The sequence below is a fragment of the Paenibacillus sp. B46(2026) genome (assembly GCF_056786355.1).
The window spans coordinates 2,529,773-2,547,416 of record NZ_CM165907.1 but is presented as its reverse complement, the minus strand read 5'-3'; the positions used below and the strand labels follow the sequence as shown (position 1 = coordinate 2,547,416).

Genomic DNA, 17,644 nt, shown 5'->3' with positions numbered 1-17,644 from the left:
CTGAAGTTCCACATCCAAACGGCTTCCCCCTTCGCCTAATCCGAAACATGCCATGCTCAGAAGAACACTCAGAAAATACAAAAACCTGAGCCTTGCCATCAGGACTGGAATTAACCGGCCCCTGTTGGCTGTGCTCAGGTTTATACGTTATTCAGACCACCCTGATTAGCGGCTGAAGCTATTGCATGTAATTAATCGATGATTTCAGCAGTGTCGCCATTACGAGCGCCAGCAGCGTTAGCTTCATCTGTATCAATATGCATGTCCAGTGCGAAAGAATCGGATACACGAGCCAGTACATTTTCCAGTACCAAACCACGATCTCCGCCGAGGCGAACTTTCAGCAATTGTTTGTCCTCGATACCCCATTTCGCAGCATCAGAAGTATGGAAGTGGATGTGACGAGCAGCAACGATAACACCTTTATCAATCGTAACTTCGCCAGCAGGACCTTTAATCGTGATTCCTGGTGTACCTTCAATGCTTCCGGACTCACGTACAGGGGCTTTAACACCAATAGCAAATGAATCTGTCATGGAGATCTCCAGTTGCGTTTCAGGACGAACAGGTCCAAGGATACGCACTTTATCAAACTGTCCTTTCGAACCAATAACCGCTACGGTTTCGTTAGCAGCGTATTGACCAGGCTGAGACAGAGGTTTAAATTCAGTCAGTTCATAACCTTTACCAAACAAAATTTCAACGTGCTCTTGGGATACATGAATGTGACGGGCAGATACGCCCACAGGTACTGTTTTACTCATCGTAAATTTCACTCCTTGTTTATCTATGGCCCGGACTCAGGCTCTTAACAATCCAATGGTATTATACTCCTTTTTGGAGTGAAATGAAAACGAACTGGTGAAAATTCATGAAATACACTTATTTCGCCATCATTCCTCTCCTTATTTGGAAAACAAGTTTCAATTCAACACATTCAATCCTACACAGCACTTCACTATTTCACGGAAGTCCCCTACATCTTCGGATTGCTCTCTGGCAAGTGTTCCCCCAGATAACTCATTGCATTCCCCCACAACCAGCCACGTACCAGATGTTCATCATAATGCTTGAGCAGGATTTCCGTCAGTCTCGGATAATGTCCTGAATGTTCAAGTCTCTGAATGTACGTTGAAATTCCATCAAAATCGGACCCCATTATCAGATGATGTTGCCCGCCCAGAGAACAGATCTGCTCAATATGAGGTAGCAGGTCCTCTATACGGACTTCCCCCTCCTGTTTAACAAACCAAGGGACAAACGTCAGTCCGATCCGTCCTTCTCGGGCAATGATCGCCTGAATCTGATCATCTTTCAGATTGCGTACATGGGAACATACGCTATAACTGTTAGAATGAGATGCGATAAAAGGACGCTTGCTCAAGTCAGCCAGTTCCCAGAAACCTTTCTCCGTCAAATGAGACACATCTAACAGCATTCCGACTTCATTACACAGGCGCACCAGTTCTTTGCCTTTCTCGGTCAGACCCGCTCCACGCTTTTCCATGATTCCGTCAGCCGCCCAATTGGCGTAGTTCCAGGTAAGCCCAACGATTCGAACACCCATCTGATAACATAACTCCAGATAGAACAGGTTGCCCTCCAGACCATCTACACCCTCCAGTGTGATTAATCCCCACGGACCCTCTGTATGCCCCACCTGAGCCACCTGTTCACGCCACAACAACGTCTGTGTACCGCCAGGTCGCTCCTGACTTCTCTCTACACGTCTACGATAAATCTCCAACTGCCCCATCACATGTTCAAACTTGCCTCTGCCAAGCACTTCGGGTAAATAGATGGCAAACGCCTGCAACCCTACATTCCCCTCTTTCAAACGTTGCAAATTCACATCCAGTTCTGGAGCATCTTCGAATGAAAGAGCAGGCTGCATCAAAATTTTGCTCAGGGCATCACAGTGAAAATCAGCTACATACCAATCAGTCAGAGACATCTTTAACCCTCCTCCATATTTTATTGCAAAAAAACGCAAAAAAACCTGTCTACATCGTAAACAGGTTCAGTGCATACTGCATGTATTATCTGGGCTCCACAATCAGCTTAATGGCCGTTCGGTCCTCGCCGTCGATCACAATGTCTGTAAAAGCTGGAATACAAATCAGGTCAACTCCGCTTGGTGCTACAAATCCCCGGGCTATCGCTACCGCTTTAATGGCTTGGTTCAGTGCTCCCGCTCCAATTGCCTGCAGTTCAGCATTTCCACGTTCACGAAGAACCCCTGCAAGAGCGCCGGCTACAGAATTAGGATTGGACTTTGCTGAAACTTTTAATACATCCATGGTAAGTACCTCCCTGGGAATGTTGAAAGTTTGTTTCCACTTACTAGATGTTATTCGCGGGAGGCAAAAAAATTCCTTCTTTTTAGACGGGGTTCCCTGCAAAATGGGACAATACCCCTATTCCATGCGCCACTCGTCCTCCATCAGACGAATTTTTTCGATGCGTGTTGCCGCGCCTGTGGCTTCATCAATCTCTACAAAGACACCATGGAAATGCCATTTGCCATCATCAACAACGAATCGTACGGGTAGCTGGGTGTAAAACTTGCGCAACACGGCCTCACGCTCCATACCCAATATGCCGTCACGCGGCCCTACCATGCCCGCATCTGTTAAGTAAGCTGTTCCTCCAGGCAAAATCCGATCATCGTTACTCTGTACATGCGTATGGGTGCCTACAACGAGCGAAGCACGTCCATCCAGATGCCATCCCATGGCAATCTTCTCTGACGTCGCTTCAGCATGCATATCGACCAGAATACATTTATAGTCCTGGCGCAGCTCATCTACAATCTCATCAGCCACACGGAATGGACAATCCAGGGCAGGCAGGAACGTTCTTCCTTGCAGATTGACAATGGCCAGCTCCTTGCCTTCGCCTTTGACAACCGTATATCCTCGTCCTGGTGTGCCTGGTGGAAAGTTCGCTGGTCGAATCATGCGTGGTTCATCATCTATAAAATCAAAAATATCCTTATTGTCCCAAGTATGATTACCAAGTGTAATACCGTGTACACCCCAGTTGAAAAACTCATTCGCGATCGCACCGGTAATTCCGCGACCTGCTGCCGCATTTTCACCATTCACAATCACCACATGTGGCTTATACTTCGATTTCAGGTAAGGTAAATTTTCCTTTAATGCCTTACGTCCCACATTGCCCACGATGTCACCAATAAACAAAACTTTCATTGATTACTGCCTCCTCAATCCCTGCAAAGTCCCTGTTACTTCAAATGTTGAACCTTGCAGGACTTTATCTCATGCTTCATGATGTGTAGTTTGACTAAATAACCTTATAACAGGCTATCAACAGGAAAAGTGGCCCACTACTGCGGCCACTTTTCCGTAATGCTCTATTTTGCGTATTCAACCGCACGGGTTTCCCGGATGACGGTGACTTTGATGTGACCCGGATAGTCGAGTTCATTCTCAATCATCTTCGTGATGTCACGGGCTAGGCGGAAGGCTTCAGCATCATCGATCTTCTCAGGCTGTACCATAACGCGAACTTCGCGTCCGGCCTGAATGGCGTACGATTTCTCGACACCTTCGAAGGATTCTGAAATCTCTTCCAGCTTCTCCAGTCGTTTGATATACGTTTCCAGCGTTTCGCGGCGTGCGCCAGGTCTTGCTGCGGAGAGCGCATCTGCTGCGCCAACCAACATGGCAATGACCGAAGTCGCTTCGCAATCTCCGTGATGGGACGCGATACTGTTGATTACAACCGGATGTTCTTTGTATTTCTTCGCCAGTTCCACGCCAATTTCGACGTGTGATCCTTCCACTTCGTGATCCAGCGCTTTACCGATGTCATGCAATAGACCTGCACGTCTTGCCAGAGTTACGTCTTCTCCGAGTTCGCCAGCCATCAGTCCAGCCAGATAAGCGACTTCCATGGAATGTTTCAAGACGTTTTGACCGTAACTTGTACGGAACTTCAGGCGGCCCAGGATTTTGATCAGATCCGGATGCAGACCATGCACGCCAACTTCAAAGGTAGCTTGCTCACCGTATTCACGGATGCGCTCATCCACTTCTTTGCGGGATTTCTCAACCATCTCTTCAATCCGTGCCGGGTGAATACGTCCATCAGCCACCAGTTTCTCCAGGGCAGTACGGGCGATTTCACGGCGAATCGGGTCAAACCCCGACAGAATAACAGCTTCTGGCGTATCATCGATAATGAGGTCAATCCCTGTAAGGGTTTCAAGCGCACGGATGTTACGTCCTTCACGACCGATAATCCGGCCTTTCATTTCTTCATTTGGCAGGGTAACAACAGATACCGTTGTTTCTGCTACGTGGTCAGCCGCACAACGTTGGATAGCGAGTGTAATAATCTCGCGGGACTTTTTGTCCGCTTCTTCCTTCGCTTGTTGTTCAATGTCCTTGATCATTTGAGCCGTCTCATGACGAACTTCCTGTTCTACGTTGGACAGTATGATACTGCGTGCGTCTTCCATAGTGAGGTTGGATATACGCTCCAGTTCCGTCACCTGGTTTTTGTAGATCATTTCGATCTGCTGCTGTGTCTCATCAATTCGTTTCTCTTTGTTAGCCACTTGCTCTTCTTTACGTTCGAGTGATTCCAATTTTTTATCCAGCGACTCTTCTTTTTGCAACAATCGTCTTTCTTGTCGTTGAATTTCGTTCCGACGTTCACGAGTGTCTTTTTCAGCTTCGGCACGAATGCGATGGATTTCATCCTTCGCCTCCAGCACCGTTTCTTTCTTCAGTGCTTCTGCCTCTTTCTTCGCGTTCTCCACGATTTGTACGGCAGCTTGTTCCGCACTAGAGATTTTAGCCTCTGCAAGAGATTTGCGAATAAAATATCCTACTCCGAACCCAATGATTAGCGCGGCCACAACGAGAACGATCGTGATTGCAGGTTCCATACTGTTCACCTCCTCGTTGGTTCCTCCAAGGCATTCCTTGGGTTAATTTGCAGTTTTCAAACCTTACATATTTTTGGGAATAACGAATACTCACGGCGATCCCCCGCCGATTTTCATTTCACATGTACATGTTTCCACGTACTATCCACTGTTTCCAGCGAACCCATAATTAAGAATGGTATAAATCTTAAGAAACCGAAACCGCTTTTTTGGAAGGAAAAAGGGTTGTCCATTTCTTACAGACTCATGTCCATTTTAGTATTTGACGAAAGAAATTGTCAAGAGAATGCAGTATAGAGACTCTAGTCTGCTAATCCCATAACAACGCTTCGTCATCTTCAGGGTCCCCCGCCTCATCTTCTTCAATTAAACAATTCACGACCCGGCGCACCATATCCATTGAAAAACCACGTCTCATCAGGAAGGGAAGCGTTTTATGTTTCTTCTCTTTGACGTCCCCTTTGACCTGATTCCATTTTTTGCGTCCGGCGCTCAGAGCAGTCTCAAATTCCGCATCTGTACTGATACCTTCCAGTGCTTCAGCAATGAGATCATTGGCAATGCCCTTTTGACGCAGCTCTTGCCTTATCCACAGTTTTCCCTTCCGCTTGCCCTCCATACGCTGCCTTGTCCATTCCTTCGCAAATAGATCGTCATCCACCAGCTTCTCCCGCTCAAGTCGATCCAGCGCCTCTTCAATTAAAGGTGCAGCAAATTCCTTCTGACGAAGTTTCTGACTTAATTCATGGCGTGTACGCGGCTTATGCTCCAAAAAGCGCAGAGACTGTGCATACGTCCGCTGTCGCTCGTCAGCTGCAATGATTTCTTCCAGATCCTTCTTCATGAACGTGTTGCCCTGCGTCATCCTGTATTTAATCATCACGTCTTCAAGGACCGTAATGGAGTGTATGCCAAAAGTGATGCGATAACGAGCCTGTCTGCTCTTCGTTCGCTCTACCCGTGTAATGGTAAGTTCTTCGTTGTCCGGAAATTGGGAGAGGCCATCCCCTTCTGCTTCTTCATATAAATCCTCGTCATGTTGATCCATTCAGTTCGCCCCTTTCATAACTCTTTTCCATCTGAGCTTTACGCTAACATTCACAGAAGATAGTGAACGCTAATACAAAAAGCCGGGAACTCAGCCCGGCCTTTTCTCTCACAGTCATTGTGCCAATAGCCCCTGTCCATTGGGACAGGGGCTATTGGCACACCGAGAACACTCCCACCATAATTCCTTATCCAAATCGAGCCAAGCTCAATCAGACAGGTTTGCGAAATTCAAAGGGCAGCGCCCTCTGGATCCTCCCTACAAGGAAGGATTTAGGAAGATTACTCGTTGATTTCGAATAATTCTTGTTCTTCTTCTGCTTCTTTTTGTTGCTCTTCACTCGTTGGCGCAGGAACTGCAGTAGTCAAGTTACTAGCTACACGAATTTTTTGTTCAATAATTTCAGCAATGTCTTTATGCTCTTTCATGAACTGCTTCGCGTTCTCACGACCTTGTCCTAAACGCTCGCCTTCGTAGGAGTACCATGCACCACTTTTATTAACGATGTCCAGCTCTGTACCAATGTCAATGATACTGCCTTCTCTCGAGATACCCTCGCCATACATGATATCCACTTCCGCTTGTTTAAACGGAGGTGCCACTTTGTTTTTCACAACTTTAATACGAGTACGGTTACCAATCATGTCATTGCCTGATTTGATACTCTCAATACGACGCACATCCAGACGTACCGTGGAATAAAACTTCAGGGCACGACCACCAGGTGTTGTTTCCGGGTTACCAAACATAACGCCAACTTTCTCACGAAGCTGGTTAATGAAAATTGCGATTGTTTTGGATTTGCTGATTGCACCAGACAATTTACGCAACGCCTGAGACATCAAACGCGCTTGCAAACCGACATGTGAATCACCCATTTCGCCTTCAATCTCTGCTTTTGGAACCAATGCGGCTACAGAGTCAATAACGACGATATCTACTGCACCACTGCGTACAAGAGCTTCTGCAATTTCCAGCCCTTGCTCACCCGTATCTGGCTGAGATAAAAGCAATTCGTCAATGTTAACACCCAATTTGCTTGCATATTGAGGATCAAGAGCATGCTCAGCATCGATAAATGCTGCTTGTCCACCAACACGTTGTACTTCAGCGATCGCATGCAATGCGACAGTTGTTTTACCTGAAGACTCAGGTCCATATATTTCAACAATACGGCCTTTAGGCAAGCCGCCTGTTCCTAATGCAATATCCAAAGCCAAGGAACCGCTGGGAATAATTTCCACGTTCATATGAGTGGACTCACCCAGTTTCATGATGGATCCTTTACCAAATTGCTTCTCTATTTGACGGAGCGCCATATCAAGCGCGGCACGACGGTCTGACAATAAGCTCACACCCTTTACTGTTTATAAGATAATGATACCTTGTTTTAACACGTTTGCCAAGCTTTTTTTCGAACATACATTCGTTTTTTTGTGAAGGCCGAGGCGCCTCTTCCTCTAAGAAACTTTCCATTAAACAGAAAAAAGAACCGTAAACAAGGCTGTTAAGCCTAATTCTACGGTTCTTCCGTCTTCCTTAATTATACTTGCTTGGAACTCTAAATGCAATCCAAGCTGTTAACTAATCAATCCATCGCCACAAGTTTTTGCCATAAGCGATAGAGAATTGCTTTGGCTGAGCGAATGCGAACAGTCTCGCGATTACCATTGATGCGCAGTTCATGAATCTCGGTTTCTTTTCCACGTTCAGCAAGAGCAATAAAGACAAGTCCAGGTGGCTTGCGTTCCGAATATCCCGGTCCCGCTACACCGGTAACGGCCAGACCAAAATCAGCATCGCCAATCATTCGGATCTGCTCAGCAAGCACTTTTGCAACTTCCGGACTTACCGCCCCTGGTGCATCTTCACCTTCCAGATAATCATGGGGTACATTCAGCAGCTTTTCTTTAATTTCATTGGAGTAACACACAATTCCACCCTTAAGCATCGATGCACTTCCAGGTACAGATGTCAGACTTTGCATGACAAGCCCTCCTGTGCAGCTCTCAGCAGCGCTAAGCGTCAGACCCATATCAGACATCATGGTTACAATTGTGTACTCTATAGGCACATCCTCGTTCGCGTAGAGATGTTCTGTCAACCGCTCACGAATCTGGACTTCCATCGCATCCAGCTTCAGCATCGCCTCTCCCTCACTTGCAGCCTTTGTGGAGACACGCACTGTAACTTCTCCCTCACTCGCATAAGGAGCAATCGTAGGGTCTGTCTGTGCGTCAATCAGATCCAGAAGTCGATCTTCCAAAGCAGATTCACCAATACCTGCGAATTTAAGCATTCGGGAATAGATCGGCATTTCTTCTGTAAGTACATGCTGGAACAGCCAAGGCTTAACTTCCTGTTCAAACATTGGAATCAACTCTTTAGGTGGTCCAGGCATCACAACATAATATTTATCATTGTCAGAAATCGCATTTCCTGCGGCTAGACCGGTTTCATTGGCGAGAGGTGTCCCACCATCAATAACGATCGCTTGACGTCGGTTATTCTCTGTCATGTCCACATTACGATCTCTGAAAAAGCTCTCAATCTTGTCCATGGCCATTCGATCTATATGCAGTTTCCGGTTAAGAACTCCTGCCAGTGCATCCTTGGTCAGATCATCTTGCGTAGGCCCTATACCGCCGGAAAATAAAATAACGTCTGCGCGGCCCTGCGCAATGCGAATGGCTTCACTGAGTCGATTCAGGTTATCACCAACTACCGTTTGGAAATATACATCGATCCCGATCGCAGCCAATTCACGGGATAGGTATCTGGCATTGGTATTGACGATTTGTCCAAGCAGCAACTCTGTGCCAACTGCTATGATTTCTGCCTTCATTAAGTATCCTCCTGTACACGTGTTGAGTGATCAAAGGGCAATAGGATATTTTCCTATTGCCCCTGACCCAATGCTTCCTTCATGATTCCCCAGTTTAACAGCCAACAGTTATGCTTTCGTTAAATGAAGCAAATTTTTGTTTTTGATAAAGTAATCGATACCCGACCAGATGGTAATAAGCGCTGCTGCCCATACAGCGATAATATCGACGTGAATACCTGTGTATGAAAACGGGAAGTTGTTCAACAGCAACAACACAATCGCCACAATCTGCACTACAGTCTTCAGCTTGCCCCAATTACTGGCGGCGACAACTGAACCATCCAGCAACGCAATTTGACGCAAGCCGGTAACTGCAAATTCACGACTAATAATAACGACTGCAATCCATGAATCCAGCTTGCCCATCTCCACAAGCGAGATTAAAACTGCAGTAACCAACAGCTTGTCTGCGAGTGGATCGAGTAGTTTCCCCAGATTGGTAACCATGTTATTTTTCCGCGCAAGGTATCCGTCAATTCCATCTGTGCTTGCGGCGATGATAAAAATAACAGCAGCAATCAGTTGATTATACGGAAGCGAAAAGCTTCCAAGCTGTAATGGCTCTGGATAAAATGGAAAATCCACGAGCAGGAACACCATCAAAAAAGGGATTAAGCAAATTCGTGCAAGCGTAATCCGGTTGGGTAAATTCACAAGACGCCCTCCCTCATATCCTCCATTACTCCAAACATTCATCATAATCCCGTTATCATCATCCGGAACATGAAATGTACAGTTTCAATGTCAATCCATATTAACATGATCCTACTATGTAGAAACGCAAAAAATAAAGTCAACCGCTCAAAAGCAAAACCGCTTTAAACGTTCCGGTGACTTCCAGAAGATGTACTGCTTTTCACAAAGTCAGCAAACGATGAGGACTGGACTTGATGCATGACTGCCAGCAATGCACATTTAGTATAATATACGGCCAATACTGTGTCAAAAAACACTTCTGCTACAAAAAGGCCATATTACTTGAAATTTGTATATTGCAAATCCAGAGGCAGGTTAGCACCGTTTAGCAACTGCATTACTGCTTGCAAATCATTTTTACTCTTACCAGTTACCCGGAGCTGATCTCCCTGAATCTGACTCTTCACCTTCATCTTGGAGTCCCGAATCAGGATATTGATTTTTTTGGCGATATCCTGGTCAATGCCCTGTTTGAAATTCAAACGCTGGCGGACTGTTCCAGAAGAAGCCGGCTCTACTTTGGCGTAATCAATGTTCTTCAATGGTAGACCACGCTTCGCCATTTTGGATTGCAGCACATCAATGACAGCCTTGAGTTTGGTCTCATCATCAGATACGATCGTTAACGCATCCTTATCCAGTTTCAGACTGCTCTTGCTGCCCTTGAAGTCATAACGAGTGCCAATTTCCTTCTCGGTTTGTGTAACGGCATTTGTCAGTTCTTGCAAGTCCATTTTGGACACGATATCAAATGAATTTTCTGAACTCAAACCAGTCACCCTTTCAGTTAATCGTATGTTCTGTAACATTATAGAGGATACCTTAAGCAAAAGTCTAATTTCAAGCCATTTTGTAGAAAGAAAAAAGCATTTTTGGCTTCCACTTGAGGTGGTTGCCAAAAATGCTTGCTGGTCCAGCTTCCAACTAATAGCGGCTGCGGTTGGGCTGTCTGAACATATCGAGCACACCCAAAAGCACATGTGCAAGTCCAAAACCCAATATTCCGTAACCCCAAGCACTTGGAGTCAGGTAATAACCCAGGAGGCTGACAATGATCCCTAAACCCGTTACGATCCAGCTGACTGTCATAGCCATCCACCTCACTTCACCAAAAGTTAACTGCAAGTTCAGACACCGTTATTGTCTCCTGCAGTTGACCCGGTTATTCGTCACTTGAGGTACCGCCTTCGCTTGAACCGTTTGTACTATTCGTTGCTCCGCCTTCATTTCCGGTCGAAGTAGACGTGCTCGCAGCAGAGTCATCCAACTTGAGACGAATTCGGTTGGTTGCCTTGCCATCTGTTACAACCTGACCTCCAACTTCAATCGTCGTCGCAGCTGCATAACCGGATTTAATATACATCCCTGTGCTGTCGAGCTCAAAAGTGTAACTGTCCCCATCTGCGGTATTGCCAAACTCCAGCTTCTCTCCGCTGGAGTTTTCTCCCTTGTACACTTCCAGCCAGCTGTGACCTGTTGCTTTAATCGTAACCGTAACAGGCTTACCTGCACTGCCTTTAACTTTAAAGTTCGTAATATTTCCTGATTTCCCATCTTCTGCAACCGTTACAGTAGACGGTGAATTGTCTGTCGGTTCTTCCTGCGTTTCATCCGTCTGTCCATCTGTTTGGCCATCCGCTTGACCGTCCGTCTGTCCTTCCGTGTCCGTACCGCCGCCGTTACCGCCAGCTTCTCCTTCACCAGTACCCTCAGCACCTGAATCCGTTGCAGGCGGATTAGATGCCTGCCCGTTGTCAGCAGGTTGATCCGGCTTATCCTGAGGCTGCTGCTGACTGTCTGTAATTTTGACCGAGTCCAGCCCCTGGTTATCCTCAGGATCATCCTTATTCAACACAACGTACGCATACAATAAAACAACAATCAGAATCGGGAATGTCCACATCAGTGCGACAGACATCCATCGATTACTACGCTCAACCGGACGGCTGGAGCGCTTCTGAATAACCGGCTCCATTGTTGCTTCCGTCTCTTCTGCCGGTACGTCTTTTTTGTGTCCCTCCAGCAGCTCATCAGGGTTCAGTCCCACGGTCTCCGCATAGGTTTTAATGAAAGCACGCACATAGAAGCTACCCGGCAGCACTTTGTAGTCTCCTGCTTCTATGGCCTCCAGATACCTCTTGCGAATTTTTGTCATTTCCTGTACATCGTCAAGACTCATCCCTTTTTGCAGCCGGGCCTCTCTTAACTGCTGACCCAGTTCAGACATGCCATCTCCTCCTTATGTTTATCTCTTGAGTTGTTGCTAATCTATTCCATGATTCCGTACGGTCTCTTACAATTCGTCGGTGTAACTAGCCGTAAACGTATCATAAATAATTTCTTCATTCGGATTGTTGCGAAGTTCAATGATAATATCAAAATCATTAAAATCATATTCGGATTCCTGTACAAAAATATCCGGATGTTCAATAACTTTGGTGCTGGGCATGGTCATAATATCCTGCAACAGATTGTAATGCCGCTCACTGGAGCGAATCGTGCTAACAATACCATCGATAATGAACACATTGTTTGGGTTCAATTCATCCTCGGAGAGTTGGCTCCTTATGGTCTGACGAAGAAGTGTGGAGGAAACAAACGTCCATCGTTTCATCGCACATACGCTACCCGCAATAATAGACTCCGTTTTGCCAACACGAGGCATTCCGCGCAAACCGATGACCTGATTGCCTTCCCTCTTAAATACTTCACCCAAAAAGTCCACAAGTAACCCAAGTTCATCTCGTGTAAAACGAAATGTCTTGCGATCATCCGAGTCACGGTCAATATATCTGCCATGACGTACGGCCAGAATATCCACCAATTTAGGTTGACGCAAAGCCGATACGGTGATGCTGTTTACTTTGGCAAGCATTTCACCAAGCAAACGAATTTTCTCATCATCATCCGATTCAAGCAGCATTCCTCGGGTTTTGCCTTCCACACCGTTAATGGTCAAAATATTCACTTCAAGCATCCCCAGCATAGAGGCTATATCGCCTAACAAACCGGGTCTGTTCTTATGTATTTTATATTCCATATACCATTGTTTAGATTCCATTTCAACACCCCGTAATGCATTATTCCACATTATTCGACAGCAACAGAACGTGTCCGCTGGACAACAATCTGAGACATCTTCTAAAAATGGGTCACGTTAATGATATATAAAATGAAAATGAATTACAAGAACAGCTCTGTAATCCGTTTGTAATCATTAGAGAAAAGCCCCCTTGCGGGAGCTCTTCATCTGTAATCTTATGCGTTTTGTTTGGCCAATTTGACCATCAGGCGCGCAATCGTACGACGCTCATCAGCATCGCCGACATCCCATAGTTCTTTCAATGCCCGATTGGAATGGTTCGCCGGATCGACTTTCTCATCCAGGAAGTCACCAATCTCGTAGGCAAGTTTGTTGATGGTATCTTCACTCATACCCATCTTCTCTGCTTGCAGTACGCGGTCACCCAGGAACTTCTTCCATGTGTCAAAACTGGTGAGCACTGTTTTTTCTGTTGACATGATAAATCCTCCTTAGCTGTCGCATGAGATTTAAAATCAACAGTTGTAATATGTGCTTTCGAGACATTTTATATACGAGCATTATGAAAATAATCCAGAGACGGCTGCTTTCCAGCAACCTTCATCTATTCTGTTCACAGCCAGTCAAGTTTTCTTGTTGTTTTACGTTAACCATCCACCATTTGGACTAATAATCTGCCCATTGATATAACCCGATTCAGGGAGCGCCAGAAAATAAACCAGTGATGAGATTTCATCAGGTTGAGCAAGTCTGCCTGCCGGAATCTCCTCTTCCAGCATTTTCAGTTCACTCTGATCCAGATGGTTCAGCATGGATGTCTGAACTGCGCCAGGAGCCACAGCATTTACGGTTACTCCGGATGGCGCGAGTTCTTTCGCGAGCGCTTTGGTGAATGCATTCACCCCGCCCTTGGTTGTGGAATACAGCACCTCACAAGAGGCGCCTGACAATCCCCAAATCGACGACACATTAATAATTCGGCCATACCTTTGGGAGATCATGTGAGGCATCATTTCCTGTGTACACATAAATGTACCTTTCAGGTTAATCGCCATCACTTCATCCCAGATCTCCTCTGTAACATCAGACAACATTCCATAGTGCGAGATCCCTGCGTTGTTCACAAGGATATCTGGCATGAGATTATGTGACTCCAGCTTCTCCCGCATACGCTCAATCTGTTCACGACTGCGAAGATCCGCAGACACGGTCATGATCTTGCCACTGCCCTGTTCCATGCATCGTCTGGCCGCTTCATTCGCTGCTTCATGCGATTTCATATAGTGTATAACAACATTCATTCCCACTCTGGCGAAACGTTCTGCGATAGCCGCTCCGATGCCACCGCTTGCTCCAGTAACCAGTACAGTCATATCCCCAATTGCCTTCAATTGTCCTGTTCCCCTCTCCATATCAAGGACTCACGACTAGCGATACAGCCAGTTGATCCCAGCGAATATGCTCTCTCAGTCTGAGATTCACATCTTCCAGTGTAATCGATTCATAAAGCGGGAGCATATTGAAGAAATCACCGCCACGGAATTGCTGACGTGTGAATTCATGTGCAATGTTCTCCGGAGAATTGAGCATCCGCAAATATCCGCCTATTTTCTTTTTGCGTGCACGTTCAAAGTCCATGGATTCAAACCCTTTTCCAACAATAGCATCCACTTCTTCACGTATACGCGCGAGTAGTTGATCCGGGTCTTTCGTATCACCACCGATGGCCGAAAACGCATATTGCCGCGAACTGTTATACTCATGTCCAAAGCTGTCCGAGATCAGATCCTCATCATAAAGCTTCTGAAATAACCGCGTGCTTGAGCCGAACAGAAGATCCATCATTAACTGCGTTGTCGTATCTCGTCGCAACAATTGTTCTCCGGTGAGTCCAACGTCCGTCTCTTTGAATCCAAACAGACATTTGGGCAGTGAAACAGCCAGTTTCGCTTCCCGTCTGGCTTCGCCTACCTGCTCAGGCTCCTGTTCGAAGAAGCGTTGAATACTCCCCTGTGGCTTATAATCCTTCTGTTCCTGGTTCGAACGAACCATATCAATGACTTCCTGTGGATCTACACCACCCGCCACGAACAAGAGCATATTACTCGGGTGATAGAAGGAGTTATAGCACTCATATAACATCTCTTTCGTAATCGTACGAATGGACTCCACCGTTCCTGCAATATCGATATGCACCGGATGTTTCTGATACATGGCTTCGATTAATCCAAAATAAACACGCCAATCCGGATTATCAGCATACATGTCAATTTCCTGTCCGATGATGCCTTTTTCCTTTTCCACATTTTGATCCGTGAAGTAAGGATTTTGCACAAAGTCGACTAATGTTTGTATATTTTCGTTCACATGTTCAGTCGCTGAAAACAAATAAACCGTCTGATCAAAACTCGTAAACGCGTTAGCTGAAGCACCATGAGATGCAAACGTGGCAAAAATATCACCCGTTGGTTCTTCAAACATTTTATGCTCCAGGAAATGGGCAATCCCATCCGGGACCTTCACTTCTTGCTGCCCTTCAACCTGAAAATGATTATCCACTGACCCATACTTGGTTGCAAACGTAGCATACGTTTTCTGGAATCCCGGTTTAGGCAAAATATAGACCTGCAGTCCGTTATCCATCACTTCATAATATAGTGTTTCCTGCAAATGCTCATACCGAATGCTCTCCACCGATTATTCCTCCTTCTCGTCCCGCAAGAAATAAATCGTATCCAGACGGAATTGTTCTGCCGCCTCACGAACATCTTCCTTGCTGATATGTTCTATCTGAGCCAACAGTTCTTCAGCCGTTCTCTCTTTGCCAGACAACTGCCGATTGAAGTCATAAGCGATCATCTCAAAGGCAGAATCCTGCATTTCCTTTAGCAGGTTACGGATCATTGCTTTGGTCTGGGACATTTCCAGATCACTGATTGTACCGCTTTTCATTTCTTCCAGCTGCTGCTTGATGATGGTGACGGCCTTCTCATAATTAGGGATTTCAACCCCGGATTGAATCGTGGCAATGCCCTTATGTCCGTCATACCGCGAAGACGCGTAATACGCCAGACTTTCTTTTTCACGAACATTTACAAACAGTTTGGAATGAGGATAACCACCGAGAATCCCGTTGTACATTAGTGCTGCTGCATACTGAGGATCTCCATAAGTGATAGATGTACGGAGTCCCATATTGAGTTTTCCCTGGCTCACATTCAGTCGCTCAACAACGGTCTTTACTTCCTTATCTCCTCGAACTGCTGCCTGTGTCTGATAATCGGAAGAGGACGTTCGATCTACATTGAAATGACGCTGAACAAGGTTCTCAACCTCCTCCAGTGTCGTATCCCCTACCACGTACAGATCCATACCCGCCTGTTGCAGCCACTCCTGATAAGACGCAGTCAGTGTGTCAGGCTCAATCCCAGGCAGATCCTTTCGCTCACCCAGTGGGTGAAGACGGTACGGCTCGTTCTTGCACATTTCCTCAATACTGCGTTCAGCGGCATAGCGCATTTTATCATTCACGATGGATTCCAGCTTTTTACGAACGGTCTCTCGCTCCGCCTGTACATAAGAGATCCTGAAATGTCCATTCTCCTGTGCAGGTCGGGTAAGAACCTCTCCAAGGAAGGCAAATGAACGATCCAGGAGCTGCTCATCCCCTCCAACAAAGGAATCATTAATGGTATCCATTCGGAACTGTACAATCTGGTAATCCCCGCGTTTATAGACGTCAAAACCAAAACCCGCTCCATACAGATGCTCCAGTTGCTCACGAAATTGCGTTGTTTCCGGATAGGACTCCGTGCCGCGCCGCAGAACAAAAGGTGTGAGGGCTACTTTCGTTACCGTATCCTCCCGTAAGGGGACTCCTGCATATAACGATATAGCGAACGTTTTGAAACGTTTGGTGGGAAGCACATGTATACGAAACTCTCTCTTGCTGCCTCGTTCGAATCCTGATGTATTCAAATGTCAAAACCCCTTTACGGCGTCATTTATCGTGCAATATTGAAGCTTAAACGTAACAACCATTTTAACCCAATCAAAAGGCAAGAAGCAACCGAAGTCACGCCTTCTGGTTGCTTCCAACATCATCACATACAAAAAATATGCTGTCCGATTGTTTTCACTTGCGGGCGGGTCCAGATCCATTTGGATGTTGCTGTCCTCGGATTAAAATAATAGAGGCATCCACCGGATGGATCCCAACCATTCAAAGCCTGTTCCACTGCCTTTTTGGCCTGTTCATTCGGTTCCAGATAGATCTGACCATCGGCAACAGCAGTAAATGCACGCGGCTGGAAAATTACTCCGGAAGGGGTATTCGGGAAACTTGGTGCTCTAACCCGATTCAGAATGACTGCTGCTACCGCCACCTGACCTTCAAATGGCTCACCCCGGGCCTCACCATATACGGCGTTAGCCATAATTTTAAGTTCATTCTCGGATAAACCCAACGCATTGGCTGATCCCATATTGTCTTGCTCTTTATCCGCTTTTTTGTTACTGCCCTCACTTTCACCTGCGGAATCCTTGTGTAATGGTGGTTCTGTTGGCGACCATTTGGTTGAAGCATTATACAGCTTTAGCTTGGTTTTGGCACCAACCACACCATCTGCCTTCATGCCAAACTCGGATTGAAACCATTTGACGGATTTCAGTGTACTGCTGCCAAAATTACTGTCGATTTTACCATTGTAAAATCCCAGGTACTTCAGACGACCCTGAAGCTCATATACATCCTGACCGTAACTTCCATATTTCACGGTATTGCTGCTAAACGTAGGCAAGGCCTTTTCTTCTACCGGCGGTGTACGCTTGGTTGAACTTTCAGTTGCTGTATTCCCAGGAAGCAAATAACGAATTCCCAATACGGATATCAGCAAAATAGCAGTGAAAAGCCATAGGTTCATTTTTCGCATCGACTGTGCTCTACCTTTCTCTTGTGGGATTAACAGAATCGCTAAGGTTATTATGACAAGCCTGCTTGCTTCCTATGCACCAAAACATCCGATCTTTGGAGTAGATGGCAAAACTTCAATT

The 17,644-nt window shown here is 46.0% G+C and carries 18 protein-coding genes; all 18 read right to left on the bottom strand.

What is annotated here, in order from left to right; genetic code table 11:
- Window positions 1–191: 191 nt before the first annotated feature.
- The 18 genes from pduL to sleB all read right to left on the bottom strand — a co-directional run bounded on the left by pduL (window position 192) and on the right by sleB (window position 17,523).
- Window positions 192–764, bottom strand: a complete 573-nt coding sequence (pduL, locus tag AC1S8V_RS11660) for a phosphate propanoyltransferase (protein ID WP_053783855.1) — start codon at window positions 762–764, stop codon at window positions 192–194.
- 212 nt (window positions 765–976) lie between these two features.
- Complete coding sequence (locus tag AC1S8V_RS11655) at window positions 977–1,954, bottom strand: dipeptidase (RefSeq protein ID WP_482073709.1); 978 nt, start codon at window positions 1,952–1,954, stop codon at window positions 977–979.
- An 85-nt stretch (window positions 1,955–2,039) separates the two neighbouring features.
- Window positions 2,040–2,300 (bottom strand): stage V sporulation protein S, encoded by a 261-nt coding sequence (locus tag AC1S8V_RS11650; RefSeq protein ID WP_007430104.1) that lies wholly within the window; start codon window positions 2,298–2,300, stop codon window positions 2,040–2,042.
- A 117-nt stretch (window positions 2,301–2,417) separates the two neighbouring features.
- The gene (locus tag AC1S8V_RS11645; protein WP_145146946.1) at window positions 2,418–3,212 is read right to left on the bottom strand and encodes a TIGR00282 family metallophosphoesterase; all 795 of its coding nucleotides are present in this window, start codon (window positions 3,210–3,212) and stop codon (window positions 2,418–2,420) included.
- A gap of 164 nt (window positions 3,213–3,376) precedes the next feature.
- Window positions 3,377–4,918 carry a ribonuclease Y gene (gene rny / locus AC1S8V_RS11640; protein WP_482073708.1) on the bottom strand — a complete coding sequence of 514 codons (1,542 nt, stop codon included), beginning with the start codon at window positions 4,916–4,918 and terminating at the stop codon, window positions 3,377–3,379.
- A gap of 310 nt (window positions 4,919–5,228) precedes the next feature.
- A complete protein-coding gene (locus AC1S8V_RS11635; protein WP_482073707.1) occupies window positions 5,229–5,966 on the bottom strand; it encodes a regulatory protein RecX in 738 nt (245 codons plus the stop codon).
- 281 nt (window positions 5,967–6,247) lie between these two features.
- Window positions 6,248–7,312 carry a recombinase RecA gene (gene recA, locus AC1S8V_RS11630; RefSeq protein ID WP_062833851.1) on the bottom strand — a complete coding sequence of 355 codons (1,065 nt, stop codon included), beginning with the start codon at window positions 7,310–7,312 and terminating at the stop codon, window positions 6,248–6,250.
- 242 nt (window positions 7,313–7,554) lie between these two features.
- Window positions 7,555–8,811 (bottom strand): competence/damage-inducible protein A, encoded by a 1,257-nt coding sequence (locus AC1S8V_RS11625; protein WP_482073706.1) that lies wholly within the window; start codon window positions 8,809–8,811, stop codon window positions 7,555–7,557.
- A 108-nt stretch (window positions 8,812–8,919) separates the two neighbouring features.
- On the bottom strand, window positions 8,920–9,507 hold the full coding sequence (pgsA, locus tag AC1S8V_RS11620; protein ID WP_482073705.1) for a CDP-diacylglycerol--glycerol-3-phosphate 3-phosphatidyltransferase: 588 nt from the start codon (window positions 9,505–9,507) through the stop codon (window positions 8,920–8,922).
- A gap of 320 nt (window positions 9,508–9,827) precedes the next feature.
- On the bottom strand, window positions 9,828–10,319 hold the full coding sequence (locus tag AC1S8V_RS11615) for a YajQ family cyclic di-GMP-binding protein (RefSeq protein ID WP_017689115.1): 492 nt from the start codon (window positions 10,317–10,319) through the stop codon (window positions 9,828–9,830).
- A gap of 154 nt (window positions 10,320–10,473) precedes the next feature.
- Window positions 10,474–10,638 carry a hypothetical protein gene (locus tag AC1S8V_RS11610; protein ID WP_167350848.1) on the bottom strand — a complete coding sequence of 55 codons (165 nt, stop codon included), beginning with the start codon at window positions 10,636–10,638 and terminating at the stop codon, window positions 10,474–10,476.
- 73 nt (window positions 10,639–10,711) lie between these two features.
- Window positions 10,712–11,776, bottom strand: a complete 1,065-nt coding sequence (locus AC1S8V_RS11605; RefSeq protein WP_482073704.1) for a RodZ domain-containing protein — start codon at window positions 11,774–11,776, stop codon at window positions 10,712–10,714.
- 66 nt (window positions 11,777–11,842) lie between these two features.
- Entirely contained in the window at window positions 11,843–12,610 is a 768-nt protein-coding gene (locus tag AC1S8V_RS11600; protein WP_062833847.1) for a DUF3388 domain-containing protein, read from the bottom strand.
- 197 nt (window positions 12,611–12,807) lie between these two features.
- Window positions 12,808–13,071, bottom strand: a complete 264-nt coding sequence (locus AC1S8V_RS11595; RefSeq protein ID WP_482073703.1) for a DUF3243 domain-containing protein — start codon at window positions 13,069–13,071, stop codon at window positions 12,808–12,810.
- Window positions 13,072–13,233: 162 nt separating this feature from the next.
- Complete coding sequence (gene ymfI / locus AC1S8V_RS11590) at window positions 13,234–14,004, bottom strand: elongation factor P 5-aminopentanone reductase (RefSeq protein WP_482073702.1); 771 nt, start codon at window positions 14,002–14,004, stop codon at window positions 13,234–13,236.
- A 1-nt stretch (window position 14,005) separates the two neighbouring features.
- Complete coding sequence (yfmH, locus tag AC1S8V_RS11585; protein WP_482073701.1) at window positions 14,006–15,286, bottom strand: EF-P 5-aminopentanol modification-associated protein YfmH; 1,281 nt, start codon at window positions 15,284–15,286, stop codon at window positions 14,006–14,008.
- Window positions 15,287–15,289: 3 nt separating this feature from the next.
- Window positions 15,290–16,570, bottom strand: a complete 1,281-nt coding sequence (yfmF, locus tag AC1S8V_RS11580; protein ID WP_482073700.1) for an EF-P 5-aminopentanol modification-associated protein YfmF — start codon at window positions 16,568–16,570, stop codon at window positions 15,290–15,292.
- Between the two features lie 125 nt (window positions 16,571–16,695).
- Entirely contained in the window at window positions 16,696–17,523 is an 828-nt protein-coding gene (gene sleB / locus AC1S8V_RS11575; protein WP_482073699.1) for a spore cortex-lytic enzyme, read from the bottom strand.
- Window positions 17,524–17,644: the final 121 nt, after the last annotated feature.